Annotated in this window: 11 protein-coding genes and 1 pseudogene; 4 read left to right on the plus strand and 8 right to left on the minus strand. The window is 63.1% G+C overall.

The window, feature by feature from the left end:
• Positions 1 to 29: 29 nt before the first annotated feature.
• The 3 genes from ACOABP_RS30650 to ACOABP_RS30660 all read left to right on the plus strand — a co-directional run bounded on the left by ACOABP_RS30650 (position 30) and on the right by ACOABP_RS30660 (position 5,324).
• Positions 30 to 1,619, plus strand: a complete 1,590-nt coding sequence (locus tag ACOABP_RS30650; protein ID WP_474230869.1) for a GMC family oxidoreductase — start codon at positions 30 to 32, stop codon at positions 1,617 to 1,619.
• Between the two features lie 54 nt (positions 1,620 to 1,673).
• Positions 1,674 to 3,635, plus strand: coding sequence for an alkyl/aryl-sulfatase (locus tag ACOABP_RS30655; protein ID WP_474231371.1), 1,962 nt, complete (start codon positions 1,674 to 1,676; stop codon positions 3,633 to 3,635).
• Between the two features lie 81 nt (positions 3,636 to 3,716).
• The gene (locus ACOABP_RS30660; protein ID WP_474230871.1) at positions 3,717 to 5,324 is read left to right on the plus strand and encodes an AMP-binding protein; all 1,608 of its coding nucleotides are present in this window, start codon (positions 3,717 to 3,719) and stop codon (positions 5,322 to 5,324) included.
• Positions 5,325 to 5,492: 168 nt separating this feature from the next.
• Here ACOABP_RS30660 and ACOABP_RS30665 read toward each other — a convergent pair whose 3' ends face one another.
• The 4 genes from ACOABP_RS30665 to ACOABP_RS30680 form a co-directional block, all read right to left on the minus strand.
• Positions 5,493 to 6,119, minus strand: coding sequence for a trimeric intracellular cation channel family protein (locus tag ACOABP_RS30665; protein ID WP_474230872.1), 627 nt, complete (start codon positions 6,117 to 6,119; stop codon positions 5,493 to 5,495).
• On the minus strand, positions 6,119 to 7,378 hold the full coding sequence (locus tag ACOABP_RS30670; RefSeq protein WP_474230873.1) for a M20 family metallopeptidase: 1,260 nt from the start codon (positions 7,376 to 7,378) through the stop codon (positions 6,119 to 6,121). Before ACOABP_RS30670 ends, ACOABP_RS30665 begins: the two co-directional genes overlap by 1 nt.
• A gap of 84 nt (positions 7,379 to 7,462) precedes the next feature.
• Positions 7,463 to 7,921, minus strand: a complete 459-nt coding sequence (locus tag ACOABP_RS30675) for a lipocalin-like domain-containing protein (RefSeq protein WP_474231372.1) — start codon at positions 7,919 to 7,921, stop codon at positions 7,463 to 7,465.
• 39 nt (positions 7,922 to 7,960) lie between these two features.
• On the minus strand, positions 7,961 to 8,725 hold the full coding sequence (locus ACOABP_RS30680) for an SDR family oxidoreductase (protein ID WP_474230874.1): 765 nt from the start codon (positions 8,723 to 8,725) through the stop codon (positions 7,961 to 7,963).
• A gap of 101 nt (positions 8,726 to 8,826) precedes the next feature.
• On the opposite strand from ACOABP_RS30680, the gene ACOABP_RS30685 reads away from it, so the two are divergent.
• Positions 8,827 to 9,792, plus strand: a complete 966-nt coding sequence (locus tag ACOABP_RS30685) for a LysR family transcriptional regulator (protein WP_474230876.1) — start codon at positions 8,827 to 8,829, stop codon at positions 9,790 to 9,792.
• A gap of 97 nt (positions 9,793 to 9,889) precedes the next feature.
• On the opposite strand, the gene ACOABP_RS30690 is transcribed toward ACOABP_RS30685, so the two are convergent.
• From ACOABP_RS30690 to ACOABP_RS30705, 4 genes and pseudogenes are all read right to left on the minus strand, one after another.
• Positions 9,890 to 11,281, minus strand: a complete 1,392-nt coding sequence (locus ACOABP_RS30690; RefSeq protein WP_474230877.1) for an aldehyde dehydrogenase family protein — start codon at positions 11,279 to 11,281, stop codon at positions 9,890 to 9,892.
• A 22-nt stretch (positions 11,282 to 11,303) separates the two neighbouring features.
• Positions 11,304 to 12,643: pseudogene (locus ACOABP_RS30695) on the minus strand (MFS transporter).
• 109 nt (positions 12,644 to 12,752) lie between these two features.
• Positions 12,753 to 13,724 carry a Bug family tripartite tricarboxylate transporter substrate binding protein gene (locus ACOABP_RS30700; protein ID WP_474230879.1) on the minus strand — a complete coding sequence of 324 codons (972 nt, stop codon included), beginning with the start codon at positions 13,722 to 13,724 and terminating at the stop codon, positions 12,753 to 12,755.
• A gap of 77 nt (positions 13,725 to 13,801) precedes the next feature.
• Positions 13,802 to 14,866, minus strand: a complete 1,065-nt coding sequence (locus ACOABP_RS30705) for an isocitrate/isopropylmalate dehydrogenase family protein (protein ID WP_474230880.1) — start codon at positions 14,864 to 14,866, stop codon at positions 13,802 to 13,804.
• Positions 14,867 to 14,871 lie beyond the last annotated feature (5 nt).

Raw genomic sequence — 14,871 nt, forward strand, 5'->3', positions numbered from 1 at the left:
TGACACCCCCTCCACTTCCCAGAAACAAAATGGAATTCGACTACGTCATCGTAGGCGGCGGATCGGCCGGCTGCGTCCTTGCCAATCGCCTGAGCGCAGACCCTGCCATCACGGTCTGCCTGATCGAAGCGGGCCCGGTTGACCGCTCGCCGCTGATCCACACCCCAGCCGGCATCATCGGCATCCTGCCGACGCGCCATGTCAACTGGGCATTCAAGACGGTGCCGCAGCCGGGACTGGGCGGCCGCCTGGGCTATCAGCCGCGCGGCAAGACGCTGGGTGGCAGCAGCAGCATCAATGCCATGATCTATATCCGCGGCCATCGCACCGACTACGACGACTGGGCCGCGCTGGGCAACACGGGCTGGTCCTATGCCGAAGTGCTGCCCTACTTCCGTCGATCGGAGGACCATTTCGGCGGCGCCAATACCTATCACGGCTCCGGCGGCGAACTCACCGTCAGCAAGCTCGACGCGCATCCGGCCACGCACGCCTTCATCGAGGCAGGCCGCGCCGCAGGCCACAAGATCAACGACGATTTCAACGGTGCAGACCAGGAAGGTGTGGGGCACTATCACCTGACCACGCGCAAGGGCCGCCGCTGCAGCGCGTCGGTGGCCTTTCTTCACCCGCTGCGTGGCGCGCGCAAGAACCTGACCGTACTGACCGACGTGCACGCCACCAGCCTCCTGATCGACGGAAAGATGGCGCGGGGTGTGCAAGTGAACGTGAAGGGCCGGAGCACCGATGTGCTGGCTCGCCGCGAAACGATTGTTGCAGCCGGTGCCTTCGGGTCACCGCAGTTGCTGCAACTGTCGGGCATCGGCGATGCCGCCGACCTGCGCCCCCACGGCATCGCCGTGCGCCATGCTCTGCCCGGCGTTGGCAAGGGCCTGGCCGACCATCCTGACTACATCTTGCCCTTCAAGACGCACGACAAGTCGCTGATGGGCCTGTCGCTCAGCGGGGCCGCCACCATGACGCGCGCCTTCTTCCAGTACCGCGCCAGCCAGAGCGGCATCCTGGCCAGCAATTTCGGCGAAGCCGGTGCCTTCCTGCGCACCGACCCGTCACTCTCGCGCCCCGATGTGCAGATCCACTGGGTGACCGGCATCGTGGACGACCACAACCGCAAGCAGCATCTTGGGCATGGCATGAGCGCCCACGTCTGCGTGCTGCGCCCACGGAGCAAGGGGTCCGTTGGCCTGAGCTCGGCCAACCCGCTGGCTCCGCCGCGCATCGACCCGAACTTCCTGGCCGACGACCACGACGTGGAAACGCTGCTGAAAGGCTACAAGCTCACGCGCGAGATCATGAACAGCGGCCCGATGTCGCGTTACGCGCCGCGCGAACTGTATGTGAAGCACGCGCGCAGCGACGACGAACTGATCGCCCTGCTGCGCCGCCGTACCGACAGCATCTACCACCCGGTTGGCACCTGCCGCATGGGCCGCGACGACCTGGCGGTTGTTGACGATCGCCTTCGCGTGCACGGCATGGAAAACCTGCGCGTAGTCGATGCGTCGATCATGCCGACCCTTGTTGGCGGCAACACCAATGCCCCATCGATCATGATTGGCGAAAAAGGCGCCGAGATGATCGCCCAGGACTGGCGCTAAGTCCCGCCAAGCCCCTCACACACAACCCAATCCCAAAAGAAGACTGGAGACATGATGTTCCACAAGTCCGCCGTGCTGGCCGCAGCCCTGATCCTGCTGAGCAGCCAGGCCGCCCAGGCAGCTTCCCCTGGTGACGCCACCGCGCCGACCCGCGAGGCCAACGCAGGTGTCCTCAAACAGTTGCCCTTCCAGAACAGGCAGGATTTCGAAGATGCGCAGCGCGGCTGGATCGGCACGCTCGATGGCGGTGAAATCCGCAACGCACAAGGACGCGTGGTCTGGAATCTCGACGCCTACGCATTCCTGCGCGACGATACCGCGCCAGCAAGCGTCAATCCCAGCCTGTGGCGTCAGGCCCAACTTAATCTGAAGCACGGTCTGTTCAAGGTGACCGATCGCATCTACCAGGTGCGCGGCTTTGACCTTTCGAACATCACCGTGATAGAGGGCGACACCGGCCTGATCGTGATCGACCCGCTGCTCACTGCCGAGACCGCGCGCGCGGCCACGGACGTGTTCTACAAGTTCCGCCCTAAGAAGCCCGTCGTTGCCGTGATCTACACGCACAGCCACGTCGACCACTTTGGCGGCGTGAAGGGGGTCGTCAGCGAAGACGACGTCAAGTCCGGCAAGGTCAAGATCTACGCACCCGAAGGCTTCATGGAAGAAGCCGTGTCTGAGAACATCTACGCCGGCAACGCGATGAGCCGTCGCGCGCAGTACATGTTCGGCGCACTGCTGCCCAAGGGCCCGCGCGGCCAGGTAGACGCCGGCCTTGGCAAGACCGTGTCGCTGGGTACGACGACGTTGATCCCGCCGACCGACATCATCAGCAAGACCGGCGAGCGCCGCACCATCGACGGCGTGCAGATCGAATTCCAGATGGCACCGGGCAGCGAGGCGCCGTCCGAGATGCTCATGTACTTCCCGCAATGGAAGGCGCTGTGCGCCGCCGAGGACGCCACCCACAACCTGCACAACCTGTACACGATCCGCGGCGCCCAGGTGCGGGACGCCAACCAGTGGTGGAAGGCACTGGATGAAGCCGCCGATCGCTTTGGCAGCCGCACCGAGGTGCTGTTTGCCCAGCACCACTGGCCGAAATGGGGCCAGGAGAATATTGCGCAATTCCTTGCCAACCAGCGCGACGCCTACAAGTACATCCATGACCAGTCGTTGCGTCTGGCCAACCAGGGCTACACCATGACAGAGATCGGCGAACGGGTGAAGCTGCCGCCGTCGCTGGCCAGCCAGTGGGATCTGCGCGACTACTACGGCACCGTCAACCACAACAGCAAGGCCGTCTATCAGCGCTACCTTGGCTGGTACAGCGGCGACCCCGCCGACCTGCACCCGTTGCCGCCGGAGGATTCCGCGAAGCGCTACGTTCAGTTCATGGGCGGCGCGGACAAGGTGCTGGCGCAGGCGCGCCAGTCGTATGCGCAGGGCGACTATCGCTGGGTAGCGCAGGTGGTGAAGCATGTCGTGTTTGCCGACCCCGCCAACCAGGCTGCGCGCGATCTGGAAGCCGATGCGCTCGAACAGCTTGGCTACCAGGCCGAAGCCGCATCCTGGCGCAGTGCCTACCTGATGGGCGCCTACGAACTGCGCAATGGCGTACCCAAGCTGGAGGGCACGCAGTCTGCCAGCCCCGACCTGATCCGCGCCATGAGCGATTCGATGTTCCTGGACTTCCTGGCCGTGCGCCTGAACGGCGAACGGGCGGCAGGCCAGAACCTGAAGATCAACTGGATCCAGCCTGACACCGGCAAGCGCTACGGCCTGAGCATCGAGAACGGGGTCTTCCTGTACAAGGCAGATCGCACGCTGACGGACGCCCAGGTCACGCTGAGTGTGCCGCGCATGACGCTGATCGGCGTGCTGCTTGGCCAGACCACGCTGCCTGCCGCCATGGCCGCAGGGCAGGCCAAGGTGGAGGGGGATCCCGCCGCACTACAGCAATGGCTCGGCATGCTCGACAAGTTCAATCCGCAGTTCGACATCGTCACGCCCTGACCCACCGCTTCCCTCGCAACCCCGGCCGCCGGATGCGCGCCTGACCCGCGTTGCATCCGGCCCGCCCTCTCCTACCGCAGTATGCAGACAAGACCCTGGCTCGCCAGCTATGGCGACATTCCCGCCACCATCGATGCCGACGCCGCGCCGTCGCTTGTCGTACTCCTTGACGAAGCGATGCAGGCCTACGCATCGCGGCCCGCATTTACCTGCGACGGCTTGACGATGACCTACGCCGAGGTCGACGCGCAATCGCGCGCCTTGGCCGCGTGGTTGCAGTCAGTGGCCGGTGTGCGTCCCGGCGACCGGGTTGCCGTGATGCTGCCCAACGTCCTGGCCTTCCCGATAGCGCAGATCGCCATCGCACGGATCGGTGCGATCCAGGTGAATGTCAATCCGATGTACACCGCCAGCGAACTGGAGCACCAACTCCGCGACGCCGACGTGGAAACAATCATCGCGGCAGGCGGCACGGTGGGAACGTTGACCCGCGCGCTGCCAGCCAGCGGCGTACGGACGGTCGTCACCGTGGGCGCAAACGATACACACGCCCCCCTGCCCAACGCGACGCCCTTCGGGCAAGCCATTGCGCAAGGCAGCAAACTGCGGCTGGAGCCTGTTGAAGTCCGCGGCAGCGACCTGCTGTTCCTGCAGTACACAGGCGGGACCACGGGTGTTTCCAAGGGCGCTGCGCTTTCGCATCGGAACCTGATTGCCAACGTCGCACAGTTCAAGGCCATCTTTCCGGGCGACCCCGATGCCGGCGACGAGGTCGCCGTCACGGCGATTCCGCTCTATCACATCTTTGCACTGACGGTGAATTTCATCTCCGTCTTCGTGCGCGGCGGGCATAACTGGCTGGTGAGCAACCCGCGCGACATGGACCGCTTTGTCGATATTCTCAAGGCGTCGCGCTGCACCTTCATCACCGGCGTCAACACCCTGTTTGCAGCCCTGGCCGCTCACCCGCGTATCCGCGAAGTCGACTTCTCGCGTCTGCGCCTCAGTGCGGGCGGCGGCGCCGCCATCATGCCTGCCACCGCGCAAAAATGGCAGGCGATCACGGGCAACTTCATTCGCGAAGGCTACGGACTGTCTGAAACCAGCCCGATCGTCACCTTCAACCCGCCATCTGTCCAGGCGTACAACGGCACTGCTGGCCTGCCGCTGCCATCCACTGACGTCAGGCTGATCGACGATGACGGCCGCGATGTGCCTGACGGCGAAGCAGGTGAAATCTGTGTCAAGGGTCCGCAGGTCATGCAAGGCTACTGGCGCAACCCGGACGCCAACGCCAGCGCCTTCACCGACGACGGCTACTTCAAGACCGGTGATATCGGCATGCTGACGCCGGACGGGTTCCTCAGGATCGTCGACAGAAAGAAGGACATGGTGATCGTCTCCGGCTTCAACGTGTTCCCCAATGAAGTCGAGGCGGTGGTCAGCGCATGTCCGGGTGTGCTCGAATGTGCGTGCATCGGGGTACCCGACGCCACCACCGGCGAGGCGCTCAAGGTCTACGTCGTAACGGCTCCAGACACGACCCTGAGCGCCGCGGCATTGCAGGCACACTGCCGCGGCGAACTGACCGCCTACAAGGTGCCGCGCGACTTCGATTTTGTGGCGGCCCTGCCGAAGTCCACGGTTGGCAAGGTCTTGCGCCGATCGCTCCGGGTAGCAGAATCGTAGACAGGGATGCGGCGAATCGATGTTCCCGCGGTTGTAAAAACCAATTCGATGGCCCTGCAGGCGACCGTAGCGCTATGCGAACGGTCGCCTCCCAACCATGCACCGTGCGTCGCAGGAGGGTCGGAAGCGGCGCACACTGGGTTGCTGGGGCATTGCTGAATATGGCGGCTATGCCCCGTCTTTCCGCCTTCCTGGCACGGGAAGGCTCCAGGAATATCGCAACGCCAGCGCCCGGATGGCAAAGCAGATAGCGGTCGCTAACCACGGGGTCGTCGCCAGGGACCAATCCATTTTTTCGCCGAACACCTGGCACGCAGCGCCCGCAAGCGCAGCGACCGCGTAGATCTCCTTCTGCAAGATCACCGGCACCCTGTTAAGCAGGACGTCTCTCAGCACCCCACCGCCGACGGCGGTCACCACGCCCAGCATCGCTGCCAACTCAACGTTATCGTGAAACTGCAGTGTCTTGTGAGCCCCCACGACCGCGAAGAATCCGAGCCCTAGCGAATCGAAGAACAGGACCGGATGCCGGATGAGATCGATCACCTTCCGGGCCCACATCGCGATCGCCGCCGCCATTGCCGCACATGCCAGGTAGCGCCAATCCGCCAGACCGGCAGGAGGTAGCGCGCCAAGGCAGACATCCCGGACGATTCCCCCACCGCAGGCCGTGACGAAGGCAATCGCCAGCACGCCGAACACATCGAGATGACGCTGTTCGGAAGCGACTGCGCCACTTACCGCAAACGCGAAGGTGCCGAGAAGATCGGCGACAACAAACAGGCTGTGTTCCATTACGGCGCTTGCCCCGGGCACAGCCAGGCCGAGGCGGCTGTCAGCATGGCCTGCAGGCCGGTTTCAAGCGTGGGGTGAATGACAGGGGCGAACTTTGGCGAATGATTGCTGGGAAGTTTGTTGATCTGCTTTTCCTGTTTTGCCTGGGCAAAGACGTCCGCGTCCGTGCCACCGACAAACCAGAACACGTAGGGCACGCCCCATGTCCGGCCAAAAATACTGAAGTCCTCGCTGGCTGACGCTGGTTTGGTTTCGTAGGCACGCTCGGCAAACTCCGCGGCAAACGCCGTCGCCACCCTTTGCGTGGCCCCGTCGTCGTTCTCGGTGAGCGGATAGCTGCTGAGCGTGGTGAACTCGGGTTTCCGCTCGGCGTTGGACGCATCGCATTCGGCGCAACAGATCCGTCGAATCGACGACAGCATGTACTCGCGGACATCTTCGTCGAACGTGCGCATGTTGAGCTTGATCGTTGCCTCGTCCGGGATGATGTTCTCCTTGGTGCCAGCCTGCAGCGAGCCGATGGTCAGGACCGCGTTGTCCAGCGGCGATATCTCGCGCGACACTATGGTCTGCAGACGCAACGTCGTCGATGCGGCCATGATCACGGGATCGATCGAGGTCTGCGGCTGCGACCCATGCGATCCCCGCCCGAACAGTCTCACTTTCAGGCTGTCGCCGGCCGACAGGATGACGCCTGGCCGATAGCTGACGGTACCACTTGGCCCCACCATCACGTGCTGGCCAAGAATGATGTCTGGCCTTGGAAAGCGCTGGTCATCCCAGTCCCTGACCATGGCCGAGGCCCCGCGCGCCACCTCTTCGCCCGGCTGGAATACCAGCACGACCGTGCCGCGCCATGCGTCTCTGCGCGTTGCCAGGATCTGCGCCACGCCCATCAGCCACGTCGTGTGGAAATCGTGCCCACAAGAGTGCGCCACGCCAACTTCCATGCCATCCTCGTCCACGGCACGTTCGGTACTGGCATAGGGCAGCCCCGTATTTTCTTCCATCGGCAGAGCGTCCATGTCTGCGCGAAGCATGACCGTGGCACCCTCGCCATTGCGTAACACGCAGACAACCCCGGTCACGCCGATCTCCCGCGTCACTTCGTAGCCGAGCGCCTCGACGAAGTCCGCGGCGATCCGGGCGGTCCTGACTTCCTGCATCGACAATTCCGGGTGCTGATGAAGGTCCTTGTACACCGCCTCAAGCTCTGCGAGCAGCGTGCTGTCGTTGGAGAATCGAGCCAGGGGATTCATATCCGCCTCCTGTCTGCTGTCACTATGCCTGCGCCGCCTCGTGGAATCTCTGCCGAGGAATCGTCGATCGTCGCGTCGCGAGATTCACGCCCGGGTGGCGCGCTTCCACTGCAGCGATGACATGACCGTTTTGCCGGACGACTGTATCGGACTGGCGCTGCTGAGGTTCAGGAGATCGCCCTCGATCCGCACGACGCGCGGCTGGGTCTGCCCCACCCAATTTGGAAACAACGAGATGAACATCGAGTGCGTCAGCGTCAGGCTGTCTTCATCGACATGAAATGGCCCGGTGTAGGCAATGTAGGAACTGGCTTCGGCCTCGTACTCTGCGGGCGTCCCGTTGAACCAGTCTCCGGAAGCAAAGGGCGCACGGTCCGGGCGACATAGCTGCGCGGACATGAAGCCATCTGGCGTGTACATGATGATGCCCTGGGGCGTCTCGCCAAATGGGTGGAACGGCGCGGAACCGTCAACGGGCGTCTCCACGTAGGACACCAGTTTCCAGGCGCCAATGAGCTGATCGCGCAGCGATGTGGCCATGATTTGTCCTTGAGAGTGAAAAGGTCGCCGGCGTGGGCGGGGTCAGGAGGCCATCTGCATGTCGTTGTCGATGGGAAGCATCTGTCCGGACATCGACTTTCCTGCGTCCGACGCCAGAAAGACGGCCAACCTGGCGATATCCCGCGGGTCGACAAACCGCTGCAACGACTGGATTGACATTGCCTCCTTGCGCTCCTCATCCAGCGTCCGCCCGCTCAGTTGCGCCCGGCCGGCCAGCACGTTCTCGATGCGCTCGCCCGCCACCGCACCCGGCAAGATCGCATTCACGCGAATGCCAAACTCGCCCAGTTCACGTGCGAGTGTCTTGGTAAAGCCAATCAGGCCCCACTTGCTCACGGAGTACGCGCTGCGGTTGGGGTACCCGAAGCGCCCCGCGACAGACGACATCACGATGATCGACCCTGCACGCGATCGTTTGAGGTGCGGAATGGCAAGCCGGGTGACATTGAAGGTGCCGCCCAGGTTGATCCGCATGACGGCGTCCCACGCGTCCGGATCGAATGTCTCGACCGGCGCCGTGGGCCCGGAAATACCAGCGTTGTTCACAAGCACATCGATCCCGCCGAGCACCTGTACGGCTTCCGGCACCATGCGCTCGATGTCACCACGGCTGGACATGTCGCATACGGCAGTTCTGATCGCCGCCGATTCCCGCGCAAGCGCCGCCAGGCCCTCGGCGTTGACGTCGACGACAAACACCTGTGCCCCATTCGCCGCGAAACCCAGGGCAATCTCCCTGCCGATCCCCGACGCGCCGGCCGTCACCAGAACTCTTTGCGCTTCCATGCCAATCTCCGCGAATCCGTTGTTGACCTACTATAGAGGCCGGCATACGTATGCGCGAAATCGTTTATTTTTATTCGTCGTATAGGACAGATGGATAGCTAATGGACTTCGCCAGAATCGATTTGAATCTGCTGGTTTCGCTGGATGCGTTGCTTTCCGAGTGCAATGTGACGAAAGCGGCCGCCAGGCTTCATATCAGCCAGCCAGCGCTGTCGGCGCAACTTGGCAGGCTCAGGCAGTTGTTCAATGACCCGCTGCTGCTTCCGTCGCAAACCGGGCGCGGCATGACAGCCACCGCGCGCGCGTTGACATTGCAAGGCCCACTGCGCTCTGCACTGAAAAACCTTGATTCGGTCATCCGGAGCGAGCCGACTTTCGATCCATTCACAAATGCACGAACGTTCAAAGTGGCGATCAGCGACAACGCCACAAGCGTGGTTGGCCTGCCACTGATCGCGCGCCTGGCCGCAAACGCTGGAGACAACGTGCGCGTTGCATTCAGCGTGACCGATGAGGAACGCATCGCGACCCACATGGAAGAGGCGGAAATCGACCTGGTGATTGATGCCGACCGGGTAGTGCCGCAAGGCTTGAGTAGCCAGCCCTTGATCGAAGAACCCTTCGCCATGGCGCAGCGCAAGGCACATCCTCGCGGCACCGACACGCTCGATCTCGACGCCTACTGCGCGCTGCGGCACGTTGTGGTGACACCGGAACGAAACAATCTCAGGGGCTACATGGATGCCTATCTGGAAAGAGACGGACGGCAACGCAATATTGTCCTGTCCGTGCCGCAGGTCATGATGGTGCCCGAGATACTACGTACCTCTGACTACGTCTGCACACTCCCACGCATGTTGATGCTGCCATTTGCTTCGATCGTTGATGTTTTCGACCTGCCATTTCCGACTGAGAACTACAAGCTCGCGATGGGATGGCATCCGCGCAATCACGAGGACCCAGCCGTGAAGTGGCTGCGAAGACAAGTCTTGGCGCTGTTTCACCAGAATCCTGATACACCCGATACGCTGGCTACGCCGGATGCAACGTCGCCAGTCATCCCGTAGGAAGACGAATGGCTCGCAGGTAAGTGGGCTGTCGGCGGTAGTCAAGGCTTGGACAAGGCAGTTGCCCTGGTTTGTCCAGGGCATACGTCCGAGACGTTCAGGCGGATACGACGGACCAATAGGTCCGCGCGTTGGTGAATTCACGGATGCCGGCGGCGGCAAGCTCACGGCCGTACCCCGACTTCTTCGTGCCACCAAACGGCACACGCGCATCCGATGCTGTCATCGCATTGATGAAGGCCGCGCCACTGTTGATGCCCCTGGCCACGGCCAGTGCGCGCTGGTTTGAACCCGACCACACGCTGACCGATAGCCCGAACGGCGTGGCATTGGCCAGGCGCACGGCGTCCGCATCGTCCTTGGCGACCGCGATGGCAGCCACCGGGCCAAAGGTCTCTTCGTCGAAGGCCGCCATGCCGGGCCGCATATTGCCGAGCACCGTCGGCGCATAGAAATTGCCCGGGCCCTCTGCAGCCTTGCCGCCGGCCAGCAGCACAGCGCCCGCTTCTATCGACCGACGCACCTGCTGGTCCAGCGCGTCACGCAGGTCGGCACGCGCCAGCGGGCCCATCTGTGTGGCCGAATCGTTCGGGTTGCCTACGACCAGCGCCTGGGTCGCCAGCACAAATCGCTCGGTAAATGCCTTGGCAATGCCTTCCGCAACGATGAAGCGCTTGGCGCAGACGCAGCTCTGGCCGGCGTTGTTGAAACGCGCCTTGACGGCCGCGGCCACGGCCTTGTCGAGGTCGGCATCCTCCAGCACGATGAAGGCGTCGGAGCCGCCCAGTTCCAGCACCGACCGCTTCGATGCGCGCCCTGCCGCCGCGCCAACCGCTGCACCCGCACGATTGGAGCCCGTCAGTGTCACGGCGGCAATCCGGTCGTCCTGGATCAGGCCGTTGATCACCGCCGGGACTTGCGGCTCGGCCACCACCAACGTAGTGATAAGGTGCTTTGGCAGGCCTGCATCGAGAAACAGCTTCTCCAGCGCCAGCGCGCAGCCCGTGACGTTCGGCGAATGCTTCAGTAACACGCCATTGCCGGCTGCAATCGTGGGAATCGCGAAACGCATGACCTGCCATACCGGGAAGTTCCACGGCATCACCGCCAGCACCAGTCCGATCGGCTCGTAGCTGACCCATGCGTCCACCCCGTCGATGCTGGCCTTCTCGTCGGCCAGGATACGGGCAGCGTTGTCGGCATAGTAGAGCGCGGTGACAGCGGACTTCTCCATCTCCCCGGCGGCCTCCGCCAGGATTTTCCCCATTTCCGCAGTCATCAGCTCCGCGAATGGCCTTGCCTGACGACGCAATTCATCGGCCAGCCGGCGCACCGCTGCCATACGTTCGGCCAGCGGCTGCTGACCCCACGCCTTCGCTGCGGCATGCCCGACACTGACGGCAGTTTCGATCTGCTCGGCAGTCCAGCCCTCATAGGTTTGCAGGACGGCACCGGTGTTTGGGTTGTAGGTCGTAATGGTTTGAGACATGGCTATCCTTCGTAAGACCGAGCTATGGAATAAGTGTTTTCGAGATGGCTCCGTCCTTGCGGACGAGCAACGTGAGCGATGCGGTGAGCGATGCCGAGACCATCAGGATGGCGCCAATGCCCAGATGCCTGCGGAAAAATGCCCTGTCGTCTCCTTCAGGTAGCCCATCAGGTAGGGGCCGGCAAATCCGCCCAGTGTGCCGATCGAGTTGATGAAGGCGAGCCCTCCGGCCGCCGCCACACCGGTAAGGAAGCGCGTCGGGATCGTCCAGAAAATCGCCCGTGCGGAGCTGACGGCGACAATGGCGATACTGAGACCAGCCAGTTCCCAGGTGAACCCATCGACCGCCGTGGACAGCGCCAGTCCTACGGCGCCGAGCACGCACGCCAGGGCAAGGTTCAGGATGGTTTTGCCGCTGCGATCCACGATGCGCGCCCAGATCAGCATGCCAATCACGGCGGCGATATATGGGATGGTCGAGAGAAAGCCCACGGAAATCGTGCTGTAGCCACGACCCTTCAAGATCAGTGGCAGCCAGATGCCGATGCCGTACGAGCCAAGCACGAAACCGAACTGGATGGCGGCCAACAGCAAGACGCGGCCATCCTTCAGCGCACCAAACAGCGCCTTCTTGGGCTTCTGACGCGGCTCGTCCTCGAGCATCTGGATCAGTTCGCTACGCTCTTCGTCGGTCAGCCAGTGCGCATCCTTCGGATGGTCGCGCAGCAGGATCAGCACGGCGATGCCGATAAACACGGCCGGCAGGCCTTGCACGATGAACATCCACTGCCAGCCGTGCATGCCGAGCAGCCCGTCGAGTTGCAGCAGCAGGCTCGACATCGGGCCGCCAATCACCGACGACAGCGGTACGCCCAGCATGAAAAATGCCAGCACGCGCACGCGGTACTGCGCCGGAAACCAGCACGCCAGAAAGAACGTCACGCCGGGAAAGAAGCCGGCCTCGGCCACGCCGAGCAGCAGGCGCAACACATAGAAGCTTGTCGGACCTTGTACCAATGCCGTCGCCGTCGCCGCGATGCCCCAGGTAATCATGATCCGCGCCAGCCAGCGGCGCGCCCCGTACTTGTAGAGCGCAAGGTTGCTCGGAATTTCGCACAGGCAATAACTGGCAAACAGGATGCCGGCGCCCCATCCGAACTGGGCCGGTGTGAGGCCGATATCCTGATTCATCGTCAACGCCGCGAAGCCCACACTGGTGCGATCGATGTAGTTGAAGATAAATGCCAGCGTCAGCAACGGCAGCAGGCGCCAGGCGTTCTTGCTCATCGCGCGGCGCCGCACTTCCTGCTTTGCGGCGTCGGGCGACGCATCCGCATCCATCGACATCGGGTGGGAGTACATAACGGTCCTTCTCTTCAAGACAAAATCCTGCCCTTGGCGGCTGGATACTCCGCCATGGCGCAGCGCACCAGCGCGATGGCACCGATGCGACAGAGGGTTGAGAGTTTGGCTAGTCGGCTGCTACGTTCGCAGCCTTCACTACGGTCGACCATCTGGCCGACTCGGCACGCATGAAGCGGGCGAGATCTTCGGGCGACCCGCCGGCAGGCTCCGCGCCAAGCTGGGCCAGCCGCTGCTTCGTCGCTGGCTCCTTGAGGATGTCGTTGACCTGCGCGTTCAGGAACTGGATCACCGGTTTCGGCGTACCGGCAGGTGCCAGCAACCCGTACCACGCCGGAGCATCGAAGCCGGCCAGGCCGGCTTCGGCAAACGTCGGCACGTCGGGCAGTTCCGGCACGCGATGGGAGCCAGTGACAGCAATGGCGCGCAGCTTGCCGCCCTTGAGTTGGGGGAGTGCCGACGCTGCGGTATCAAACATCATCTGGACCTGGCCGCCAATGAGATCGGTGACTGCCGGGCCACTGCCCTTGTAAGGGACATGGATCATCTCCGCATTGATCATGCTGCGGAACAGCTCACCCGCCAGATGCACCGAGGTCCCCTTGCCGCCCGAGGCGAAGTTGACCTTGCCTGGATTGGCCTTGATGTACCGGATGACGCCCGTCAGTTCCTGCTCTGGGAAACGCTTCGTCACAACCAGCACGGTCGGGGACGTGGCAATCTGCACCACGGGCACGAAGTCCTTCTCGGTGTCGTAGCGCAGTCTTTTGTAGACGAACGGATTGATCGACAACGCGACCTGGCCGAACAGTAGCGTCTGGCCATCCGGTGCTGCGCGCGCCGCCGCTTCGTTGCCGATATTGGTGCCGGCCCCGGGGCGGTTGTCGATCAGGAACTGGGCCCTGGTCTTCTCCGAGAGGCGCGTGGCGATATAGCGCGACACGTTGTCGCTGCCGCCTCCCGGCGCGAACGGCACGATGATGCTGACCGGCTTCGACGGATATCCGCCACTGGCACTGGCACCGCCGATGAGCGACATACTGGCGAGCGTCACCGCCAGCCATGACTTGAGTGGGTGCATGCTGTCTCCGGATGTTCTTCTTGGTTTGGGACGGCGCGGCGGCAGTCGTGCCGAACCGCACCGTGGCGAGACGGAAATCAGGCTTTCGCGATGCTCCCGGCGACGGCCTTGCCGAAGGCGGCACAGCCCATCGTGCCGCCCAGGTCCGCGGTACGCGTGGCGGGGTTAGCCAGCACCTTGTCAACGGCCGCATCGATGGCCGCAGCGGCTGCAACGAAGTTCGGCTTGGCACGGTGCTCGCCCAGCCATTGCGCAAGCATGGCGACGGACAGGATCATCGACGTCGGGTTGGCCTTGTCCTGGCCCTGGATATCCGGCGCCGAACCGTGCTGGGCCTGCGCGCAGCAAAGGTTGTCGCCCGCCATCACCGAGCCGCCCAGACCAAGGCTGCCCGACAGTTCGCTGGCCAGGTCCGACAGGATGTCGCCGTAGAAATTCGTCGCCACGATCACATCGAAGCGTGACGGGTCGCGTACCAGGTACGCGGTCGACGCATCGACCAGCAGGTCATCGAACTTCACCTCGGGGAATTCGGCAGCCACCTTGCGCACTTCGCGCAGGAACAGGCCGTCCGTCATATGGAAGCTGTTGGCCTTGTGGATCGCCGTCACATGCTTCTTGCGCTTCATCGCCAGTTCGAACGAACGGCGGGCAATGCGCTCCGAGCAATGCGCCGTGATCTTGCGCACCGAGATCGCCATGTCCTTCGACGGCATCATCTCGCCCCAGCCCTCGTACATATTGCGATCCGGATAGAACCCCTCGGTCGCCTCACGCATGATGACGAGGTCCATATTCTTCGCGCCTTTGCCAAGGAACTCGCGCGAGCGGGACGGACGTACATTGGCGTACAGGTCCAGGTCGCAACGGAACGCGGCCGAGATGTTGCGCCCGCCCTTGTCCGGCGCCGGATAGTCCGCGTGCGACTGGGTGCCCAGGATCACACCGTCGTATGAGGTCGCCTTGTCCAGTACTTCCTGGCGCAGCGTGGTGCCGTGCTTTTCAAGGCTGGTGAAACCTACCTCTTCATAGTCGAACTGCAGTCCCAGATCGAAGGCCTGGTCGGCCTGTTTCAGGACATCGATGGAGGCAGCAACGATTTCGGGGCCGATGCCGTCGCCCGGGAGAACAAGAATGCGCATGATGG

Source organism: Cupriavidus sp. HE11, assembly GCF_056097175.1.

Coding starts and splice junctions, on each gene's coding strand:
- ACOABP_RS30650 (WP_474230869.1), top strand. CDS start 30: ATGGAATTCGACTACGTCATCGTAGGCGGCGGATCGGCCGGCTGCGTC.
- ACOABP_RS30655 (WP_474231371.1), top strand. CDS start 1,674: ATGTTCCACAAGTCCGCCGTGCTGGCCGCAGCCCTGATCCTGCTGAGC.
- ACOABP_RS30660 (WP_474230871.1), top strand. CDS start 3,717: ATGCAGACAAGACCCTGGCTCGCCAGCTATGGCGACATTCCCGCCACC.
- ACOABP_RS30665 (WP_474230872.1), bottom strand. CDS start 6,119: ATGGAACACAGCCTGTTTGTTGTCGCCGATCTTCTCGGCACCTTCGCG.
- ACOABP_RS30670 (WP_474230873.1), bottom strand. CDS start 7,378: ATGAATCCCCTGGCTCGATTCTCCAACGACAGCACGCTGCTCGCAGAG.
- ACOABP_RS30680 (WP_474230874.1), bottom strand. CDS start 8,725: ATGGAAGCGCAAAGAGTTCTGGTGACGGCCGGCGCGTCGGGGATCGGC.
- ACOABP_RS30685 (WP_474230876.1), top strand. CDS start 8,827: ATGGACTTCGCCAGAATCGATTTGAATCTGCTGGTTTCGCTGGATGCG.
- ACOABP_RS30690 (WP_474230877.1), bottom strand. CDS start 11,281: ATGTCTCAAACCATTACGACCTACAACCCAAACACCGGTGCCGTCCTG.
- ACOABP_RS30700 (WP_474230879.1), bottom strand. CDS start 13,724: ATGCACCCACTCAAGTCATGGCTGGCGGTGACGCTCGCCAGTATGTCG.
- ACOABP_RS30705 (WP_474230880.1), bottom strand. CDS start 14,866: ATGCGCATTCTTGTTCTCCCGGGCGACGGCATCGGCCCCGAAATCGTT.